Annotated in this window: 16 protein-coding genes; 2 read left to right on the top strand and 14 right to left on the bottom strand. The window is 68.2% G+C overall.

The genetic code is table 11. The features are described 5' to 3' along the window. The first annotated feature begins 2 nt into the window (after nucleotides 1–2). Nucleotides 3–932 carry a glucose-6-phosphate dehydrogenase assembly protein OpcA gene (locus tag ACF3NP_RS03745; RefSeq protein WP_392398979.1) on the top strand — a complete coding sequence of 310 codons (930 nt, stop codon included), beginning with the start codon at nucleotides 3–5 and terminating at the stop codon, nucleotides 930–932. Continuing rightward, a complete protein-coding gene (gene pgl / locus ACF3NP_RS03740; protein WP_392398978.1) occupies nucleotides 922–1,605 on the top strand; it encodes a 6-phosphogluconolactonase in 684 nt (227 codons plus the stop codon). The genes ACF3NP_RS03745 and pgl overlap by 11 nt, the downstream gene beginning before the upstream one ends. Nucleotides 1,606–1,617: 12 nt before the next feature. Here the strand turns inward: pgl and secG are convergent, their stop codons facing one another. The 14 genes from secG to rpe all read right to left on the bottom strand — a co-directional run bounded on the left by secG (nucleotide 1,618) and on the right by rpe (nucleotide 14,955). Further along, nucleotides 1,618–1,854 (bottom strand): preprotein translocase subunit SecG, encoded by a 237-nt coding sequence (gene secG, locus ACF3NP_RS03735; RefSeq protein WP_070473991.1) that lies wholly within the window; start codon nucleotides 1,852–1,854, stop codon nucleotides 1,618–1,620. An 81-nt stretch (nucleotides 1,855–1,935) separates the two neighbouring features. Continuing rightward, nucleotides 1,936–2,709 (bottom strand): triose-phosphate isomerase, encoded by a 774-nt coding sequence (gene tpiA, locus ACF3NP_RS03730; RefSeq protein ID WP_269509770.1) that lies wholly within the window; start codon nucleotides 2,707–2,709, stop codon nucleotides 1,936–1,938. Nucleotides 2,710–2,723: 14 nt separating this feature from the next. Then, complete coding sequence (locus tag ACF3NP_RS03725; RefSeq protein WP_181888476.1) at nucleotides 2,724–3,935, bottom strand: phosphoglycerate kinase; 1,212 nt, start codon at nucleotides 3,933–3,935, stop codon at nucleotides 2,724–2,726. 90 nt (nucleotides 3,936–4,025) lie between these two features. Beyond that, nucleotides 4,026–5,036, bottom strand: coding sequence for a type I glyceraldehyde-3-phosphate dehydrogenase (gap, locus tag ACF3NP_RS03720; protein WP_269951920.1), 1,011 nt, complete (start codon nucleotides 5,034–5,036; stop codon nucleotides 4,026–4,028). 239 nt (nucleotides 5,037–5,275) lie between these two features. Beyond that, entirely contained in the window at nucleotides 5,276–6,244 is a 969-nt protein-coding gene (whiA, locus tag ACF3NP_RS03715) for a DNA-binding protein WhiA (RefSeq protein WP_239306434.1), read from the bottom strand. 50 nt (nucleotides 6,245–6,294) lie between these two features. Further along, entirely contained in the window at nucleotides 6,295–7,218 is a 924-nt protein-coding gene (locus ACF3NP_RS03710) for a gluconeogenesis factor YvcK family protein (protein ID WP_239406319.1), read from the bottom strand. A gap of 76 nt (nucleotides 7,219–7,294) precedes the next feature. Next, nucleotides 7,295–8,206, bottom strand: a complete 912-nt coding sequence (gene rapZ, locus ACF3NP_RS03705; RefSeq protein WP_239355801.1) for an RNase adapter RapZ — start codon at nucleotides 8,204–8,206, stop codon at nucleotides 7,295–7,297. Nucleotides 8,207–8,260: 54 nt separating this feature from the next. Beyond that, nucleotides 8,261–10,321 carry an excinuclease ABC subunit UvrC gene (uvrC, locus tag ACF3NP_RS03700; protein ID WP_392398977.1) on the bottom strand — a complete coding sequence of 687 codons (2,061 nt, stop codon included), beginning with the start codon at nucleotides 10,319–10,321 and terminating at the stop codon, nucleotides 8,261–8,263. 3 nt (nucleotides 10,322–10,324) lie between these two features. Continuing rightward, nucleotides 10,325–10,867, bottom strand: coding sequence for a PH domain-containing protein (locus tag ACF3NP_RS03695; protein ID WP_181888481.1), 543 nt, complete (start codon nucleotides 10,865–10,867; stop codon nucleotides 10,325–10,327). A gap of 77 nt (nucleotides 10,868–10,944) precedes the next feature. Then, a complete protein-coding gene (gene ribH, locus ACF3NP_RS03690; protein WP_181888482.1) occupies nucleotides 10,945–11,430 on the bottom strand; it encodes a 6,7-dimethyl-8-ribityllumazine synthase in 486 nt (161 codons plus the stop codon). 22 nt (nucleotides 11,431–11,452) lie between these two features. Next, the gene (locus ACF3NP_RS03685) at nucleotides 11,453–12,718 is read right to left on the bottom strand and encodes a bifunctional 3,4-dihydroxy-2-butanone-4-phosphate synthase/GTP cyclohydrolase II (RefSeq protein ID WP_181888483.1); all 1,266 of its coding nucleotides are present in this window, start codon (nucleotides 12,716–12,718) and stop codon (nucleotides 11,453–11,455) included. Nucleotides 12,719–12,729: 11 nt separating this feature from the next. Beyond that, nucleotides 12,730–13,317 carry a riboflavin synthase gene (locus tag ACF3NP_RS03680; protein ID WP_181888484.1) on the bottom strand — a complete coding sequence of 196 codons (588 nt, stop codon included), beginning with the start codon at nucleotides 13,315–13,317 and terminating at the stop codon, nucleotides 12,730–12,732. After that, nucleotides 13,298–14,296 carry a bifunctional diaminohydroxyphosphoribosylaminopyrimidine deaminase/5-amino-6-(5-phosphoribosylamino)uracil reductase RibD gene (gene ribD / locus ACF3NP_RS03675; RefSeq protein ID WP_392398976.1) on the bottom strand — a complete coding sequence of 333 codons (999 nt, stop codon included), beginning with the start codon at nucleotides 14,294–14,296 and terminating at the stop codon, nucleotides 13,298–13,300. Before ribD ends, ACF3NP_RS03680 begins: the two co-directional genes overlap by 20 nt. Continuing rightward, the gene (gene rpe, locus ACF3NP_RS03670; protein WP_181888485.1) at nucleotides 14,293–14,955 is read right to left on the bottom strand and encodes a ribulose-phosphate 3-epimerase; all 663 of its coding nucleotides are present in this window, start codon (nucleotides 14,953–14,955) and stop codon (nucleotides 14,293–14,295) included. Before rpe ends, ribD begins: the two co-directional genes overlap by 4 nt. Nucleotides 14,956–14,959: the final 4 nt, after the last annotated feature.

The following is a 14,959-nucleotide window of genomic DNA, read 5'->3' as shown; positions in this document are numbered from 1 at the left end:
GCATGATCACCGAACTGCCGGACACCACCACCAAAGCCATCGCCGCCGAGCTCTCCCACGCACGGGAGCGCCACTCACTGGCCACCGGGCGCGTGCTCACCCTGCTGGTGGCCATCGACGACGCGCGCGACGACAGCATCGACGAGACACTCGCCACCCTGCGCGACGCCTCCTTCGAGCACCCCGCCCGCGTGCTGGTGCTCATTTCCGGCGACCCGGAAGCCGAAACCCGCCTCGACGCGCAAGTGCTGGTGGCCACCGACGCCGGCGCCTCCGAGGTGGTGGTCATGCGCCTGTACGGCGAGCTGACTGGCCACATGGGCGCGGTGGTCACGCCGCTGCTGCTGCCGGACACCCCGGTGGTGGCGTGCTGGCCGCAGAAGGCGCCGAAGCACCCGTCCGGCACGCAGCTGGGCCGCATCGCCCAGCGACGCATCACGAACCTGCGCCGCGGCACGAACGGCGTGACGCTGAAGCAGCTCACGGACGGCTACGAGCACGGCGATTCGGACATGATGTGGTCGCGCATCACGCCGTGGCGCGGCATCGTCGCCTCCGCCCTGGACCGCCACCCCGGCAAGCACGTTCATTCCGCCGAGATCGCGGGCGCCGCCGGGGACCCAAGCGTGGACCTCGCCGCCGGCTGGCTCGCCTCCAGCCTGGGCGTGGACGTGACACGCTGCGCCGGCGAGGCGGCCGGCGACTTCCCCATCGCCCGCTTGGTGCTGCACTGCGACGGTGGCGACGTGGGGGTAGCGGTCCAGGACAGCCACACCGTGCGTATCTCCGCCCCCGGCAACGCCGATTCGTTCGTGGCCATGGGCGAGCGCACCGAGGCCGAAAGCCTCGCCGAGGACCTGCGCCACCTCGGCCCGGACACCACCTACGAGCGCGCGCTGCGCGGACTTCAAGGAGTACACAATGAGCTTTAAGGATCTTGCATCGCTTCTCGACGCCGCGACCTCCCGGTTCACCGCCCTCATGTCCGATGTCCACGCGGAGGGCCGCACCGCACGCGTGGTGCTCACCGGCGGCACCGCCGGCATCGCCCTGCTGGAGCGCCTCGCCGACGAGGACATCGACTGGTCGCGCGTGGAGGTCTTCTTCGGCGACGAGCGCAACGTGCCGGCTGACCACCCCGACTCCAACGAGGGGCAGGCCCGCGCGGCGCTGCTGTCCAAGGTGGACATCCCGGAGGAGAACATCCACGGCTACGGCCTCGACGGCGGCCCGATGGACGCCGCGGTGCAGCGCTACCGCGAGCTTATCGACGACGACGGCTTCGACCTCCACCTTTTGGGCATGGGCGGCGAGGGCCACATCAACTCCCTGTTCCCCCACACCGACGCGGTGCGCGAGCGCGACGCGATGGTCGTGGCGGTGACGGACTCGCCGAAGCCGCCCGCCGAGCGCGCCACCCTGACGCTGCCGGCGGTGCAGTCCGCCGACCGGGTGTGGCTGCTGGTCTCTGGCGCGGAGAAGGCGGAGGCGGCGAGCCACGCCTCCGACGGGGCCGGGGCCGCCGACGACTGGCCGGTCGCCGGCGCTATTGGGCGTAAAGAAACGGTCCTGTTCGCCACGAAGGACGCAACAGGACCGTTCTAGTTCGGCGGGTGCTTAGACCGCGTAGGTCTGAATCAGATTCAGGCCGATGATGCAGAGGATCCAGATCAGGGCCAGCAGCACGGTGACGCGGTCGAGGTTCTTCTCCACCGTGGTCGAACCGGACAGGTTGGCCTGGACGCCGCCGCCGAACAGGCTGGACAGGCCGCCGCCCTTGCCCTTGTGGAGCAGGACGAAGACGGTCATGAGGATCGCGGCGATCACCAGCACAATCTCAAGGGCTAAAGCCATGTGTGCGACACCTTTCAAAATGGGCGATGGTGCAAACTCCCGATGAGCTTACACCACCGCTCGAACAATCCCGGCAGCGACTTACATCACCGCGTTGGCGGCCGCCGCGGCGAGCTTGGCAAAGTCCTGCCCGTCCAGGGAGGCGCCGCCGACCAGGCCGCCGTCCACGTCCGGCTGCGAGATGATCTCGGCGACCGTGTCGGCCTTGACGGAGCCGCCGTAGAGGATGCGGATCGCGTCGGCGACGGAGTCGTCGCTAAGCTCGCGCACGAGCTCGCGGATGCCGTGGCAGACCTCCTGGGCATCCTCGGCCGAGGCGACCTTGCCGGTGCCGATCGCCCAGACCGGCTCGTAGGCGATGACGGCCTTGGACAGGTCCACTCCGGCGAGCGACTCGCGCGCCTGCTTCACGACGAATTCCACGTGCTCGCCCGCCTCGCGCACCTCGAGCGGCTCGCCCACGCAGACGATCGGTGCGATGCCGTGCTCAATGGCCTTGGCAGCCTTCGCGGCGACCTGCTCGTTGGTCTCGCCGTGGTACTCGCGGCGCTCCGAGTGGCCGACGACCACCCAGGAGCACCCCAGCTTCTCCAGCATGGACGCGGAAATGTCGCCGGTGTAGGCGCCGTTGTCGTGCTCGGAGACGTCCTGGGCACCGTAGGTGATCTTGAGCTTGTCGCCCTCCACCAGGGTCTGAATGGAGCGCAGGTCCGTGAACGGGACCGTCAGCGCGATGTCGACGTACTCGTAGCCGTCCTTCGGAAACGCGAAGGCGAGCTTTTGGGCACTCTGGATGGCCTCGAGGTGGTCGTGGTTCATCTTCCAGTTGCCCGCGATAAGTGGCGTGCGTGCCATGGGTTGCAAACCTCCTAGTTCAGAACAGATACGCCCGGCAGTTCCTTGCCCTCGATCAGCTCGAGGGAGGCGCCGCCGCCGGTGGAGATGTGGCTGAAGCCGCCCTCGTCAAGGCCGAGGGTGCGCACCGACGCCGCGGAGTCGCCGCCGCCGACCACGGTGAAGGAGCCGTTCTCCTTCGTCGCCGCGATCATGGCCTCGGCGACGGCCTTGGTGCCGTCGGCGAAGTTCGGGAACTCGAACACACCCATCGGCCCGTTCCAGAACACGGTCTTGGAGTCCTTGATGGCCTCGGCGTAGTTCTTGGCGGTTTCGGGTCCGATGTCCAGGCCCATCCAGCCCTCCGGGATCTCGTCCAGGCCGACGATCTTCTTCTCGGTGTCCTTGTCGAACTCCGCGCCGGCAGCGACGTCCACAGGCAGCAGCAGCTTGTCGCCGAAGCGCTCAATGAGCTCCTTGCAGGTGTCCACCATGTCCTCCTGCAGCAGCGACTTCTGCACGTTGTGGCCCTGGGCGGCGAGGAAGGTGTAGCACATGCCGCCGCCGATGATGATCTTGTCGGCCTTCTCCGCCAGCGCCTCGATCACGCCCAGCTTGTCGGAGACCTTGGAGCCGCCCAGCACCACCACGTACGGGTGCTGCGGGTTGTCCTTGACAGAAGACAGGGTCTCCACCTCCTTGTCCACGAGGTAGCCGGCGTAGGCCGGGAGCTTCTTCGCCACGTCGAAAACGGAGGCCTGCGCGCGGTGCACAACGCCGAAGCCGTCGGAGACGAACGCGCCGTTGTCGGCCGCAAGCGCGGCGAGCTCCTCGGCGAAAGCGGTGCGCTCCGCCTCGTCCTTGGAGGTCTCGCGCGCGTCGAAGCGGACGTTTTCGAGCAGGAGGATCTCGCCCTCGGTCAGGCCGTTGGCGCGCTCGTGGGCGTCCTCGCCGGAGACGTCGCCGGCGAGCGGGACGAACTGGCCCAGGCGCTCAGACAGCGCCTCCGCCACCGGCGCGAGGGAGAACTTCGGGTTGACCTCGCCCTTCGGGCGGCCCAGGTGCGCCATGACGATCACCTTCGCGCCGCCGTCCAGCAGCGCCTTCAGGGTGGGCAGGGAGGCGTCGATGCGGCCGGCGTCGGTGATGTTGCCGTTGTCGTCCAGGGGGACGTTGAAGTCGGACCGGACCAGGACGTGGCGGCCGTCCACGCCTTCGTCGAGAAGCTGCTGCAAGTTCTTGGTCATAGGTGTCTCCTTTGCTCTGTGAACACTCACCATCGTATGAAAAACGGGTCCGCCGTGCCGGAAGCACCGCAGACCCGCAACTCAAGCTCCTTAGAGCTTGTCCGCCACGAACTTGGTCAGGCGGATGTACTGGGAGGTGTAGGACCACTCGTTGTCGTACCACGAAATGATCTTGACCATGTTGCCGTCAATCACGCGGGTCATGCCGGCGTCGAAGATCGCGCCGTGGGAGTTGCCGATGATGTCGGAGGAGACGATCGGGTCCTCGGTGTAGAGCAGCGCCTGGCCGAACTCGGCGTCCTCGGCGGCCTTCTTTACCGCTGCGTTAACCTCCTCGACCGTGGCCTCCTTGCCCAGGGTGACGGTGAGGTCGGTGGCGGAACCGGTGATGGTGGGCACGCGCATGGCGAAGCCGTCAAGCTTGCCCTCCAGGTTCGGCAGCACCAGCGCAACGGCCTTTGCGGCGCCGGTGGTGGTGGGCACGATGTTCTGGGCGGCGGCGCGGGCGCGGCGCAGGTCCTTGTGCGGCGCGTCCTGGAGGCGCTGGTCGCCGGTGTAGGCGTGCACGGTGGTCATCAGGCCGCGCTCGATGCCGAACGCCTCGTCGAGCACCTTCGCCACCGGCGCGAGAGAGTTGGTGGTGCAGGATGCGGCGGAGATGACGTCCTCGGAGCCGGTGTAGTCGGCGTGGTTGACGCCCCAGACGTAGGTGCCGTCGACTTCCTTGCCCGGTGCGGAGATGATGACCTTCCTCGCGCCAGCGTCGATGTGCGCCTTGGCATCCGGGCCCTTGCGGAAGACGCCGGTGCACTCGAGCACGATGTCCACGTCGGAGTCGCCCCAGGCGAGGTTGGCTGGGTCCTTCTCCGCAGAGACCTCGATGCGGCGGCCGTCGATGGTGATGGAGTCGTCGTCGTGCTCAATGTCGTGGTTGAACTGGCCGTACGCTGTGTCGTACTTCATCAGGTGCGCCAGGGTCTCGTTGTCGGTGAGATCGTTGATCTTCACCACTTCGAGCTCGCCCTTGTACTCGTCCTCGATGATGCGCAGCGCTGCGCGGCCGATGCGGCCGAAACCGTTGATGCCAATGCGGGTAGTCACAGTCAACACTCCTCGTGCTCGTGGTCTGTCGGTCCACCCCCGAGTGTAATGAGCAGGTCCCCTACCTGCAGATAACGTTTTGCTTAACGACGAAACCAGGGGTAGCAACAGCAATTGCCACCCGCCCCGGATGTTGGTTTATGCCCGTTTCCACGTCTCAGGGGGAGCCATTTCCGCCGCTTCCACCCCCGACTCCGGCCGCGCAGCACCCACTGTGAAGTATGTCACCCGTGCAGGTTTTAGGTGGTCGGGCTCCCGTGCGTGTCCTCCACGCCCAGTTCCGAGGCGCGCTTGTCTGCGAGCGAGAGCAGGCGCCGGATGCGTCCAGCCACCGCGTCCTTGGTCATCTGCGGGTCCGCCAGGCGCCCCAGCTCCTCCAGGGAAGCGTGGCGGTGCTCCACGCGCAGGTAGCCGGCTTCGGCGAGGTGCTCGGGGACGTCGTCGCCGAGGATCTCCATGGCGCGCTCCACGCGGGCCGCCGCCGCGGCCGCCGCCTGCGCCGAGCGGCGGGTGTTCGCGTCGTCGAACGTGGCGAGCCTGCTGTTCGCCTTCGCCTTGACTGCGCGGGATTCGCGCTTCGTGTCCCATTCGATGCGGGTTGCCGGCGCGCCCATGCGGCTGAGCAGGATGCCGATCGCCTCGCCGTCGCGCAAGGTCACCCGCTCGACGCCGCGGGTCTCGCGGGTCTTCGCCGTCAGGCCCAGGCGCCGGGCGAGCCCGACCAGTGCCAGCGCGGCTTCCTGGCCCGGGCAGGCGACCTCGAGGGTGGCGGTCCGGCCCGGTTCAGCCAGTCGCCCGCGCGCGAGAAAGGCCCCGCGCCACGCGGCCTCGACACCGGCCATGTCGCCGGAAATGACCTGCCGCGGCATCCCCACGACCGGGTGGCCGGACGCGGTGACGAGCTTCAAGCGGCGGATGACGTCCGCCGCGCCGTCATCGACGCGCACCTCGTACCGCGACTCGCGGTTGCCTGAAGACGGCGCAAGTAGCTCCACACTCGCCTCCACCGCGCACAAATCGGCCACCGTGCTGGCTAAGCGCCGCGCGACCGCTTCTTCCTCAAAATCTGCGACGATGGCCACCCCGCCCTCCGCCGGCTGGATCTCCCCGCCGAACCGGATCAGCGCGGCCGCTTCCGCGGCGCGCGCCTCCAGCCCGCCGCCGGTGGCGCGCAGGAGTTCGTCCTTGACCTTGGCCGTGAGCGCCACCGGCGCCTCCCCTCGTTTACGTGTGTTGCAGCTTGGAACCGCCCAGCATTCTATCGTGCCGGGCGCAGCGCCTTGAGGGCAGATGCCAATTGCTTCGGGTCGTGGCGGTTCAGCGGTGCGCCCACGGCGTCCACCTCGCGCAGCGGGGCGAAGGCGACCTCTGCGTCCAAACGAGCGGCGGCGCGGGCGATGTTGTCGCGCTCGCCGTCGGAGGTGGCGGTGCGCTCATCGGCGAGGAAGTAGTCCACGTGCAGCTGCGGGGCGTGCTGGGAGAACACGTGGATGTGACGTTCTGTGGTGAACCCGTGGGTCTCCCCCGCCTCCGGCGAGAGGTTCAGGATCACCGCGACGGTCGCCGAGGTCTCATTGAGCGCCTGGGCGATGTCGGGCACGAGGATGTGCGGGATCACCGAGGAGAACCAGGAGCCGGGCCCGATGGTCACCATGTCCGCGTCCATGATCGCCTGCACCGCCGCCTCACTCGCGGCTGGCTGCGCCGGGGTGAGGCGCACACGCCGCACCGCCCCGGGGGTGGTGGCCACCGCCACCTGGCCGCGCACGGAGCGCAGCACGCGCGGGTCGTCGTCCAGGCCCGCCACGTCCGCCTCGATGTCCAGCGGCTGCGGGCACACCGGGATGACGCGGCCGGCGGATCCGGTCCAGGCGGCCACCTGATCCAGGGCGGCCTGGGTGTCGCCGAGGCGCTCGGCCAGCCCGGTGATCAACAGGTTGCCCAGCGCGTGGCCGGCCATGGCGCCGTGCCCGCCGAAGCGGTGCTGCAGGGTCTCGCGCCACTGCGCGCCGTCCTCGCCTTCGGCTGTCAGGGCCGCCAGCGCCATTCGCAGATCCCCGGGCGGGACGATCTCCATCTCGCGGCGCAAGCGCCCGGACGATCCACCGTCGTCCGCCACGGTGACCACCGCGTTGATCGTGGACGCGCCGGCTTCGCGCGCGGCGGTAAGCGTCTGGTACAAGCCGTGCCCTCCCCCGAGGCACGTGAACGACGTATGGCTCAATTGTCCCTTCTTTCTGATGGCCTAACCGGCTCGCTTAGTGGCGCTCAAGATCGCGGTGGATCACATTGACATCCACCTGCCCCTGCTGGCGCAGACGCTTTCCGACGGCCTCCGCCACCGCCACTGAGCGGTGGTGCCCGCCCGTGCAGCCGATGCCGACGGTGATGAAGTCCTTGCCCTCGTGGCGGTAGCCGCCCAGGGTGCTAGAGAGCAGGTCGACGAAGTTGTCCACGTACTCGCGGGCACCGTCCTGGCTCAACACGTAGTCAGAAACCGCCTTGTCCACGCCGCGGAACTCCCGGAGCCCCTCCACCCAGTACGGGTTTGGCAGGAAACGAACGTCAAGCACAATATCAGCGTCGCGCGGCGAGCCGTGCTTGAACCCGAAGGATTCGATGGTGACGTGTTGCCGGCCCACCGGCAGCTCGCCGACGGAAGCCTCCACCGCGCGGCGCAGGTCGTGCACCGACAGGTTCGAGGTGTCGATGATGACGTCCGCGGACGCGCGCAGCTCCTCCATCTCTTCGCGCTCGCGCTCGATGCCGGACTGCAGCGTCCCGTCGCCCTGCAGCGGGTGGGTGCGGCGCACCGAGTCGAAGCGGCGGATCAGCACGTCGTCGCGCGCCTCCAGGAACAGGACGAACGGCTGGTGGTCGCGGTCCCGGATCGCCGCGATGGTCTCCATGAGGGACCCGTTGAATTTCGCCGCGCGGATGTCGGTGACCACCGCGAGGCGCTCCACCGGGGAATCGTCCGCGGCGGCCAGGTCCACCAGCTCCAGAATCAGCTGCGGCGGCAGGTTCTGGGAGACGAAAAAGCCCTTGTCCTCAAAGACCTTCGCTGCCGTGGACAGGCCGCCGCCCGACAGGCCCGTGATGATCACAGGGCGCATCGGGGTCGCGGAATCTTCCTGGGGCAATGCGTGTGCGGAGGATGTCGTGGACATAAGGAACATCCTAGACAAGGAGGGGGCGACGTGCCGTCGATTAGCAACCCGCTTCTACTGGTGCAGATGCTGGTAGATGGTCTCCGCGAGCTTCGGGCCCACACCCTTGACCTGCTGGATCTCCTCCACCGTCGCTTCCTTGATCTTCTTCACGGAGCCGAAGTGCTTAACCAGGTCCGTGCGCCGGGCCGGCCCCAGCCCCGGCACCGCGTCCAGCGCCGAGGCGCGCATCCGCTTGGAGCGCTGCTGGCGGTGGTACGTGATGGCGAACCGGTGCGCCTCGTCGCGGATCTGCTGCAGCAGGTACATGCCCTCGGAGTTGCGGGGCAGGATGATCGGCTCGTCGTCGTCCGGCACCCACACCTCCTCAAGGCGCTTGGCTAGCCCGATGAGCTGCACGTCCACGATGCCCAGCTCGTCGAACACCGCCTGCGCTGCGGTGACCTGGGGCTTGCCGCCGTCGACGATGAACAGCTGCGGCGGGTAGGCGAACCGCTTCGCGCCGGTGGACTCGTCCGCCTCGTCCGCGAAGGTCTGCTCCTCCGCGACCTCGTCCGGGTTAGCCAGCTTGTCCTCGTTGTAGCGCTTGAAGCGGCGCCGGGTCACCTCGGCGATGGAGCCGACGTCGTCGGAGCGGCCGTCGCCGGCGGCCTCCTTGATGCGGTAGCGGCGGTAGTCGTTCTTCTTGGGCAAACCGTCCTCGAACACCACAAGCGACGCCACCACGTCGGTGCCCTGGATGTGGGAAATATCGGTGCACTCGATGCGCAGCGGCGCCTCGTCCATCCCGAGGGCGTCCTGGATGTCCTGCAGCGCCTGGGAGCGGGCGGTGAGATCGCCGACGCGCTTGAGCTTGTGCTGGTGCAGCGCCTCCGAGGCGTTCTTGTGCACCGTCTCCATCAGCGCGCGCTTGTCGCCGCGCTGCGGCACGCGGATCTCCACCGGGCCGCCGCGCAGCTCCGCGAGCAGCTCGGTGACCTCTGGCAGTTCCGCCGGCAGCGTCTCCACAAGGATTTCGCGCGGCACCGGCATCGGCGCCTCCGCCTTGGCGCGGGACTCCTGGTCCACGCCGCGGCGGCGCACCTTCTGCGCCTCGATCGTGCGGTCTTCCTCCTGCTCCTGGCGGACCCGCTCCACCGCGTCGGAGTAGTACTGCACAAGGAAGTTCTGCATCAGCGTCGGCAAGGTCGGGTCTTTCTGCCCCTCTTCCAGCCGCTCGGCGGCGCCGGGCTCATCGCCGGTCTTTTCCACCACCCAGCCGCGCTGGGCCCGGATGCGCCCGTCGCGCACGTTGAAGATCTGCACCGCCGCTTCGAGCTCGTCGGTGTCGAAAGCGATGACGTCGGCGTCAGTGTTTTGCCCTAAGACGACCGTCTGGCGTTCCATGACCTTGTTCACGGCGCCCAAGTCGTCGCGAAGCCTGGCCGCCTTCTCAAACTCCAGGTTCTCACTAGCTTCCTGCATCTGTGCGGTGATGCCGCGCACGAGCTGGTCGGTACGCCCCGACATGAAGCCCAAGAAGCCCTGCACGATCTCGTCGTACTCGGCCTCGTCCACGCGCCCCACGCACGGGGCGGCGCACTTGTCGATGTAGCCGAGCAGGCACGGCCGCCCCAGCGACTCGTGGCGGTTGAACACACCGTTCGAGCAGGTCCGGATCGGAAACACGCGCGTGAGCAGGTCCAGTGTTTCGCGCACCGCCCACGCGTGAGAGTAGGGCCCGAAGTAGCGCACCCCCTTGCGCTTCGGGCCGCGGTAGAAGAACGCGCGCGGGTAGCGCTCCTTCACGCTCACCGCGAGCATGGGGTAGGTCTTGTCGTCGCGGTACATGACGTTGAACCACGGGTCGAAGCGCTTGATCCAGGTGTACTCCAGCTGCAGCGCCTCCACCTCGGAGGCCACCACAGTCCACTCCACGGACGCGCCGGTGTAGACCATCTGGCGGGTGCGCGGGTGCAGCGTGTGCGGCGGCTGGAAGTAGTTGTTCAGGCGCGCGCGCAGGCTTTTCGCCTTGCCCACGTAGATGACGCGGCCGTCGCGGTCGCGGAACTTGTACACCCCGGGGTCGGTCGGAATCGTGCCCGGCGCCGGGCGGTAGCTTTGCGGGTCCGCCAACGCTTAGTCCTGCGGCATGTACTTGGCTTCGAGCGCGCGGAAGTCATCCACGGCCTTCAAGGCGTCTTCCTTGTCACCGGACTGGATCGCCCATAGCGGCACGTACTCGAATTCCGGCAGCTCAAGGCGCGCCATGCGCGAGCCTTTGGGGAAGCTCAGCCCGTAGATCACGGCCCACGGGTAATAGCGGGTGCCGATGATGTTGCGCACCTGCACGCCGTCCTCGTTCGCGCGCACCCGCGGTCGGGTCAGCGCGATCCAGGACAGCACGGAGATGATCAGGCCGACGCCGATGAAGGCGAACTTGTCCAGGTCGGTGATGGACACGCCGGTGAATTCGGCGTCCACGGCCCAGGACATGAACACGTGCACCGCCATGACCACAACGATCCAGCCGACGGCGACCTTGCGCAGAAACTTCGAGGACAGCTCCAGCTCCCACGGTTTCGTGGTGGTGGTGGCGTGCGGGTCGAGCGCGTTGAGGTAGGCAATCTCGTCCCGGCCCGAAAGTCCCGTGGGGTTGTGCTGTTCAGCCTGATCAGCCACTGCCGTTACTCCTTACAAGCGCTCGAGCATGTTGCGTGGCAGCGTCCCAAAGGCCGCCCCACGCCCTCCGGGCTACCTTAGCCCTTCAACGGCAGAGCGCGAACTTTGCGCAGCTCCGCGGCTGTACCGGCGGCGGCGCGCATGGCCTCGGCACCCTTGTCTTCCTTGGCGTCCTCGCCACCGGCGCGCTCGTAGGCCTGGTCCTCGTCGTCGACGGTGAGCACGCCGTTGCCCACCGGAGTCTGCTCATCCAACGCCACGCGGGTCAGCCCTGCGGTCACGGAGTCGCACACGTACTGGAAGTGGGCGGTTTCGCCGCGGATGACGCAGCCGAGGGCCACCACGGCGTCGTAACGCTTAGCGCACGCCTGGACCACCACCGGCAGCTCGAGGGCGCCGGCGACGGCGTACTCCTCCACCTTCACGCCGAGCTCCCGGGCCTCATCCCGCGCGCCGGCGCGCAGCAGGTCGACGATCTTGTCGTTCCACCGGGTGTAAACCACGGCGATGGTCATGCCCTCCGCCTGTATGGAATAGTCCTCGGGTGCTCCACTCGATGCCACTTGCAGCTCCTTTTGGGTCCGTTTAGGTTGCGTACCCCGGATGGGCGTGGAGCCATTCGGCCACACCAGGTAGGTCGTGGCCCATCCGGTCGCGCTTGGTGCGCAGGTACTTGATGTTGTCGTGTGTGGGAACGATCTCGATCCTACTGCGGCGCGCCACCGCAGGGCCGTAACCCGCCAGCGCGTCGGACTTGTCCGGGTTGTTGGTGAGCAGCTCGAAGGTGCCCACCCCCAGATCCGCCAGGATCTGCCCGGCCGCGGAGTACTCCCGCGCGTCCGCCGGCAGGCCCTGCTCCAGGTTGGCGTCCACGGTGTCCAGACCCGCGTCCTGCAGCCTGTAGGCCTGCAGCTTCGCCATGAGTCCAATGCCGCGGCCCTCGTGCCCGCGCAGGTACACCACCACGCCGCGCCCCGCTTTTCGGATGCGCCGCATGGATTCGCGCAGCTGCGGGCCGCAGTCGCAGCGCGTGGAGCCGAACACGTCGCCGGTGAGGCATTCGGAGTGCACCCGCACCAGCACATCTGTTGCTTCCCGCAGCTTCTCGACGCCTCCGGCAACCAACGCCACATGCTCCACCCCGGAAACAGTGTCGCGGTAGCCCACGGCGGTGAACTCGCCGTACTCGGTGGGAAGTTTCGCCGCGGTGACGCGCTCGACGGTGCGTTCGTGATGGCGGCGGTATTCGGCCAGCTGCTCGATGGAGATCATGGGCAGCCCGTGCGTGTTGGCGAAGCGGCGCAGCTCGTCGAAACGCGCCATGTCGGTGGGGTCGTCCTCGGAGACGATCTCGCACAGCGCGCCCACCGGGGTCTTGCCCGCCAGCCGCGCCAGGTCCACGGCCGCCTCCGTGTGGCCGGGGCGTTCCAGCACGCCGCCGGCCTTGGCGCGCAGGGGCACCACGTGGCCGGGGCGGGTAAACGACGAGGCGTTGGCGGAGCCGTCTGCAAGCAAGGCGATCGTCGTCGCGCGCGAGCGCGCGGAGATGCCGGTGGTACCGGTGGCCGCGTCCACGGTGACGGCGTAGGCGGTGCCGTGCAGGTCCTGGTTGTTGGCCACCATCGGCGGCAGCTCGAGTGCGGTGGCGCGCTCATCCGGCATCGAAACACAGATGTAGCCGGAGGTGTGGCACACCATGAACGCGACGAGCTCCGGGGTGGCGTCCTCGGCGGCGAAGATGAGGTCGCCCTCGTTCTCGCGGTCCTCACTGTCCACCACAACAACGGCCTTGCCAGCGCGAATGGCGGCGATAGCCTCCTCGACCGTATTCAAGGAGTTAGGGGAAGTCATACCGTCCAAGCCTATCCCTGCACCATCTTCTCAACGTATTTGGCCACGATGTCCACCTCGAGGTTCACCGGGTCGCCTGGGGCGAGCGCGCCAGCGGTGGTCTCGCGCAACGTGGTGGGGATCAGCGAGACCTCGAAGTAGCCCTCGCCCACCGCTGAAACGGTCAACGAGGTGCCGTTGACCGCGATGGAGCCCTTCTCCACCACGTAGCGCTCAAGCTGCTTTGGCAGCGTGAAGCGCACCACCTCCCAGTGCTCCGACGGGGTGCGCGAGACCACCTCGGCCACACCGTCGACGTGGCCCTGGACGATGTGGCCGCCCATCCGCTGGCCCGCGGCAAGCGCCCGTTCCAGGTTCACCTCGGAGCCGGCCTCGTAGGTGCTGAGCCGGGAACGGTCCATGGTCTCGCGCATCACGTCCGCGGTGAAGGTGCCGTTCGCGTTGTCCACCACCGTCAGGCACACCCCGTCCACGGCAATCGAGTCGCCGGGGGCGGCGTCCTCGGTGACCTTGGGGGCGCGCACGGCGATCCGGACGGCGTCGTCAAGCAGCTTCAGCTCCTCCACCACACCGATTTCCTCAACGAGTCCCGTAAACATCTCTCTCCATTTCTATGAACACATCGCCTCCCACCGGCCGCACGAGGGTGGTGCGGAAGCGGCGGGCGTCGGCGATGGTGCCGGCGATCGCGCGGTCGAGCACCCCGCGGCCGGCGCCGAGAAGCGCGGGCGCGATGTAGGCCTGCACCGCGTCCACCAGATCCAGCTCGAGAAAGCTCGCGGCGAGCGTCGCGCCGCCTTCGACCAGCACGTCGCGCGCACCGGTTGCCCACAGCGCTTCTAATGCCTCCTCGGGTGTGGCGTACTGCTCGAAGCCCAAGCGGGTGAGGTTGCCCTCGGGCACCTCGCGCGTGCCGACGACCACGCGGCGCGGCTGGTGCCCGCGCAGCGTGCCGTCCGGGAAGCGCGCGGTCAGCGACGGGTCGTCCGCGATCGCGGTGCCGGTGCCGACGATGATGGCGTCGAGCTTCGCGCGGTCCTCGTGCGCCAGCTCGCGGGCTTCATCGCCGGTGATCCACTTGCTCGTGCCGTCCGTCGCGGCGGTGAAGCCGTCGAGCGTGGAGGCGAACTTCAGCGTCACGCTCGGACGGTTGTGGCGCACCGAGCGCAGCCACGGCTGCAACGCCGCGATCCGCACCGGCTGGAAGTCCACCTCGACGCCGTGGGAGCGCAGGTACTCGGCCCCGCCGGCGGCCGTCTCGTTCGGGTCGGCGGTGAAGTACACCACCCGTCTAATCCCCGCCTCCACCAATGCCTGCGAGCAGGGGCCGGTGCGGCCGGTGTGGTTGCACGGCTCCAGGGTCACCACGGCGGTCGCGCCCCGGGCGCGCTCGCCCGCGTCTCGCAGGGCGTTGATTTCCGCGTGCGGTCCGCCTGCGGGCGAGGTTGCGCCGGTGGCGATGAGTTCACCGGAGGCGTCGATAAGCGCGCAGCCCACCGGCGGGTTCGGCGAGGTGGTGCCGCGGACGGATTCGCCCGCCTCGATGGCGGCGGCGATGGCGCCGAGCTCCGCCGTCACCCTCGCGCGGCCTCGCGGGCGAGCTCGCGCAGGCGCTCCACCGCCTCACCCGGGTTGTCGGCGCCGAAGACCGCGGAGCCGGCCACGAACGCGTCCACGCCGGCCTCCGCAGCCTGCGCGATGGTGGCGTTTGCGATGCCGCCGTCGATGCCGATGATGGTGTCCAGGCTGGCCTCCGCGATGCGGTCGCGCAGCACCATGACCTTGCTTAAGACCTCCGGCATGAACTTCTGCCCGCCGAAGCCGGGCTCCACGCTCATGACCATGACCTGGTCGAAGTGCTCCAGATCGTCCAGGTACGGCTCAATCGCGGTGCCGGGCTTGATGGCAAAACCGGACTGCACGCCCAGCTCGCGGCACTGCCTCGCGGCCGCGACGTGGTCGACGGTGGCCTCAACGTGGAACACCAGCCGGTCGCCGCCAGCTTGGACGTAGGTTTCGAACCAGCGCTCCGGCTCCTCGATCATCAGGTGCATGTCCAGGAACTGGTCGGTCACCCCGTTTACCGCCTTTGTCACGTCCGGCCCGAAGGAGAGGTTGGGCACGAAGTGGCCGTCCATGATGTCCACGTGAATCAGGTCCGCGTTGGGAACCTTGCGCACGTCCTCGCCGAGGGCGGCGTAGTTCGCGGCCAGAATTGATGGGGCGATCTGAATCATGGGT

It is taken from the genome of Corynebacterium lehmanniae (assembly GCF_043161975.1).
Classification (GTDB): domain Bacteria; phylum Actinomycetota; class Actinomycetes; order Mycobacteriales; family Mycobacteriaceae; genus Corynebacterium; species Corynebacterium lehmanniae.
Note: the sequence above shows the minus strand (reverse complement) of the source record. Positions and strands in the feature narration are given on the sequence as shown.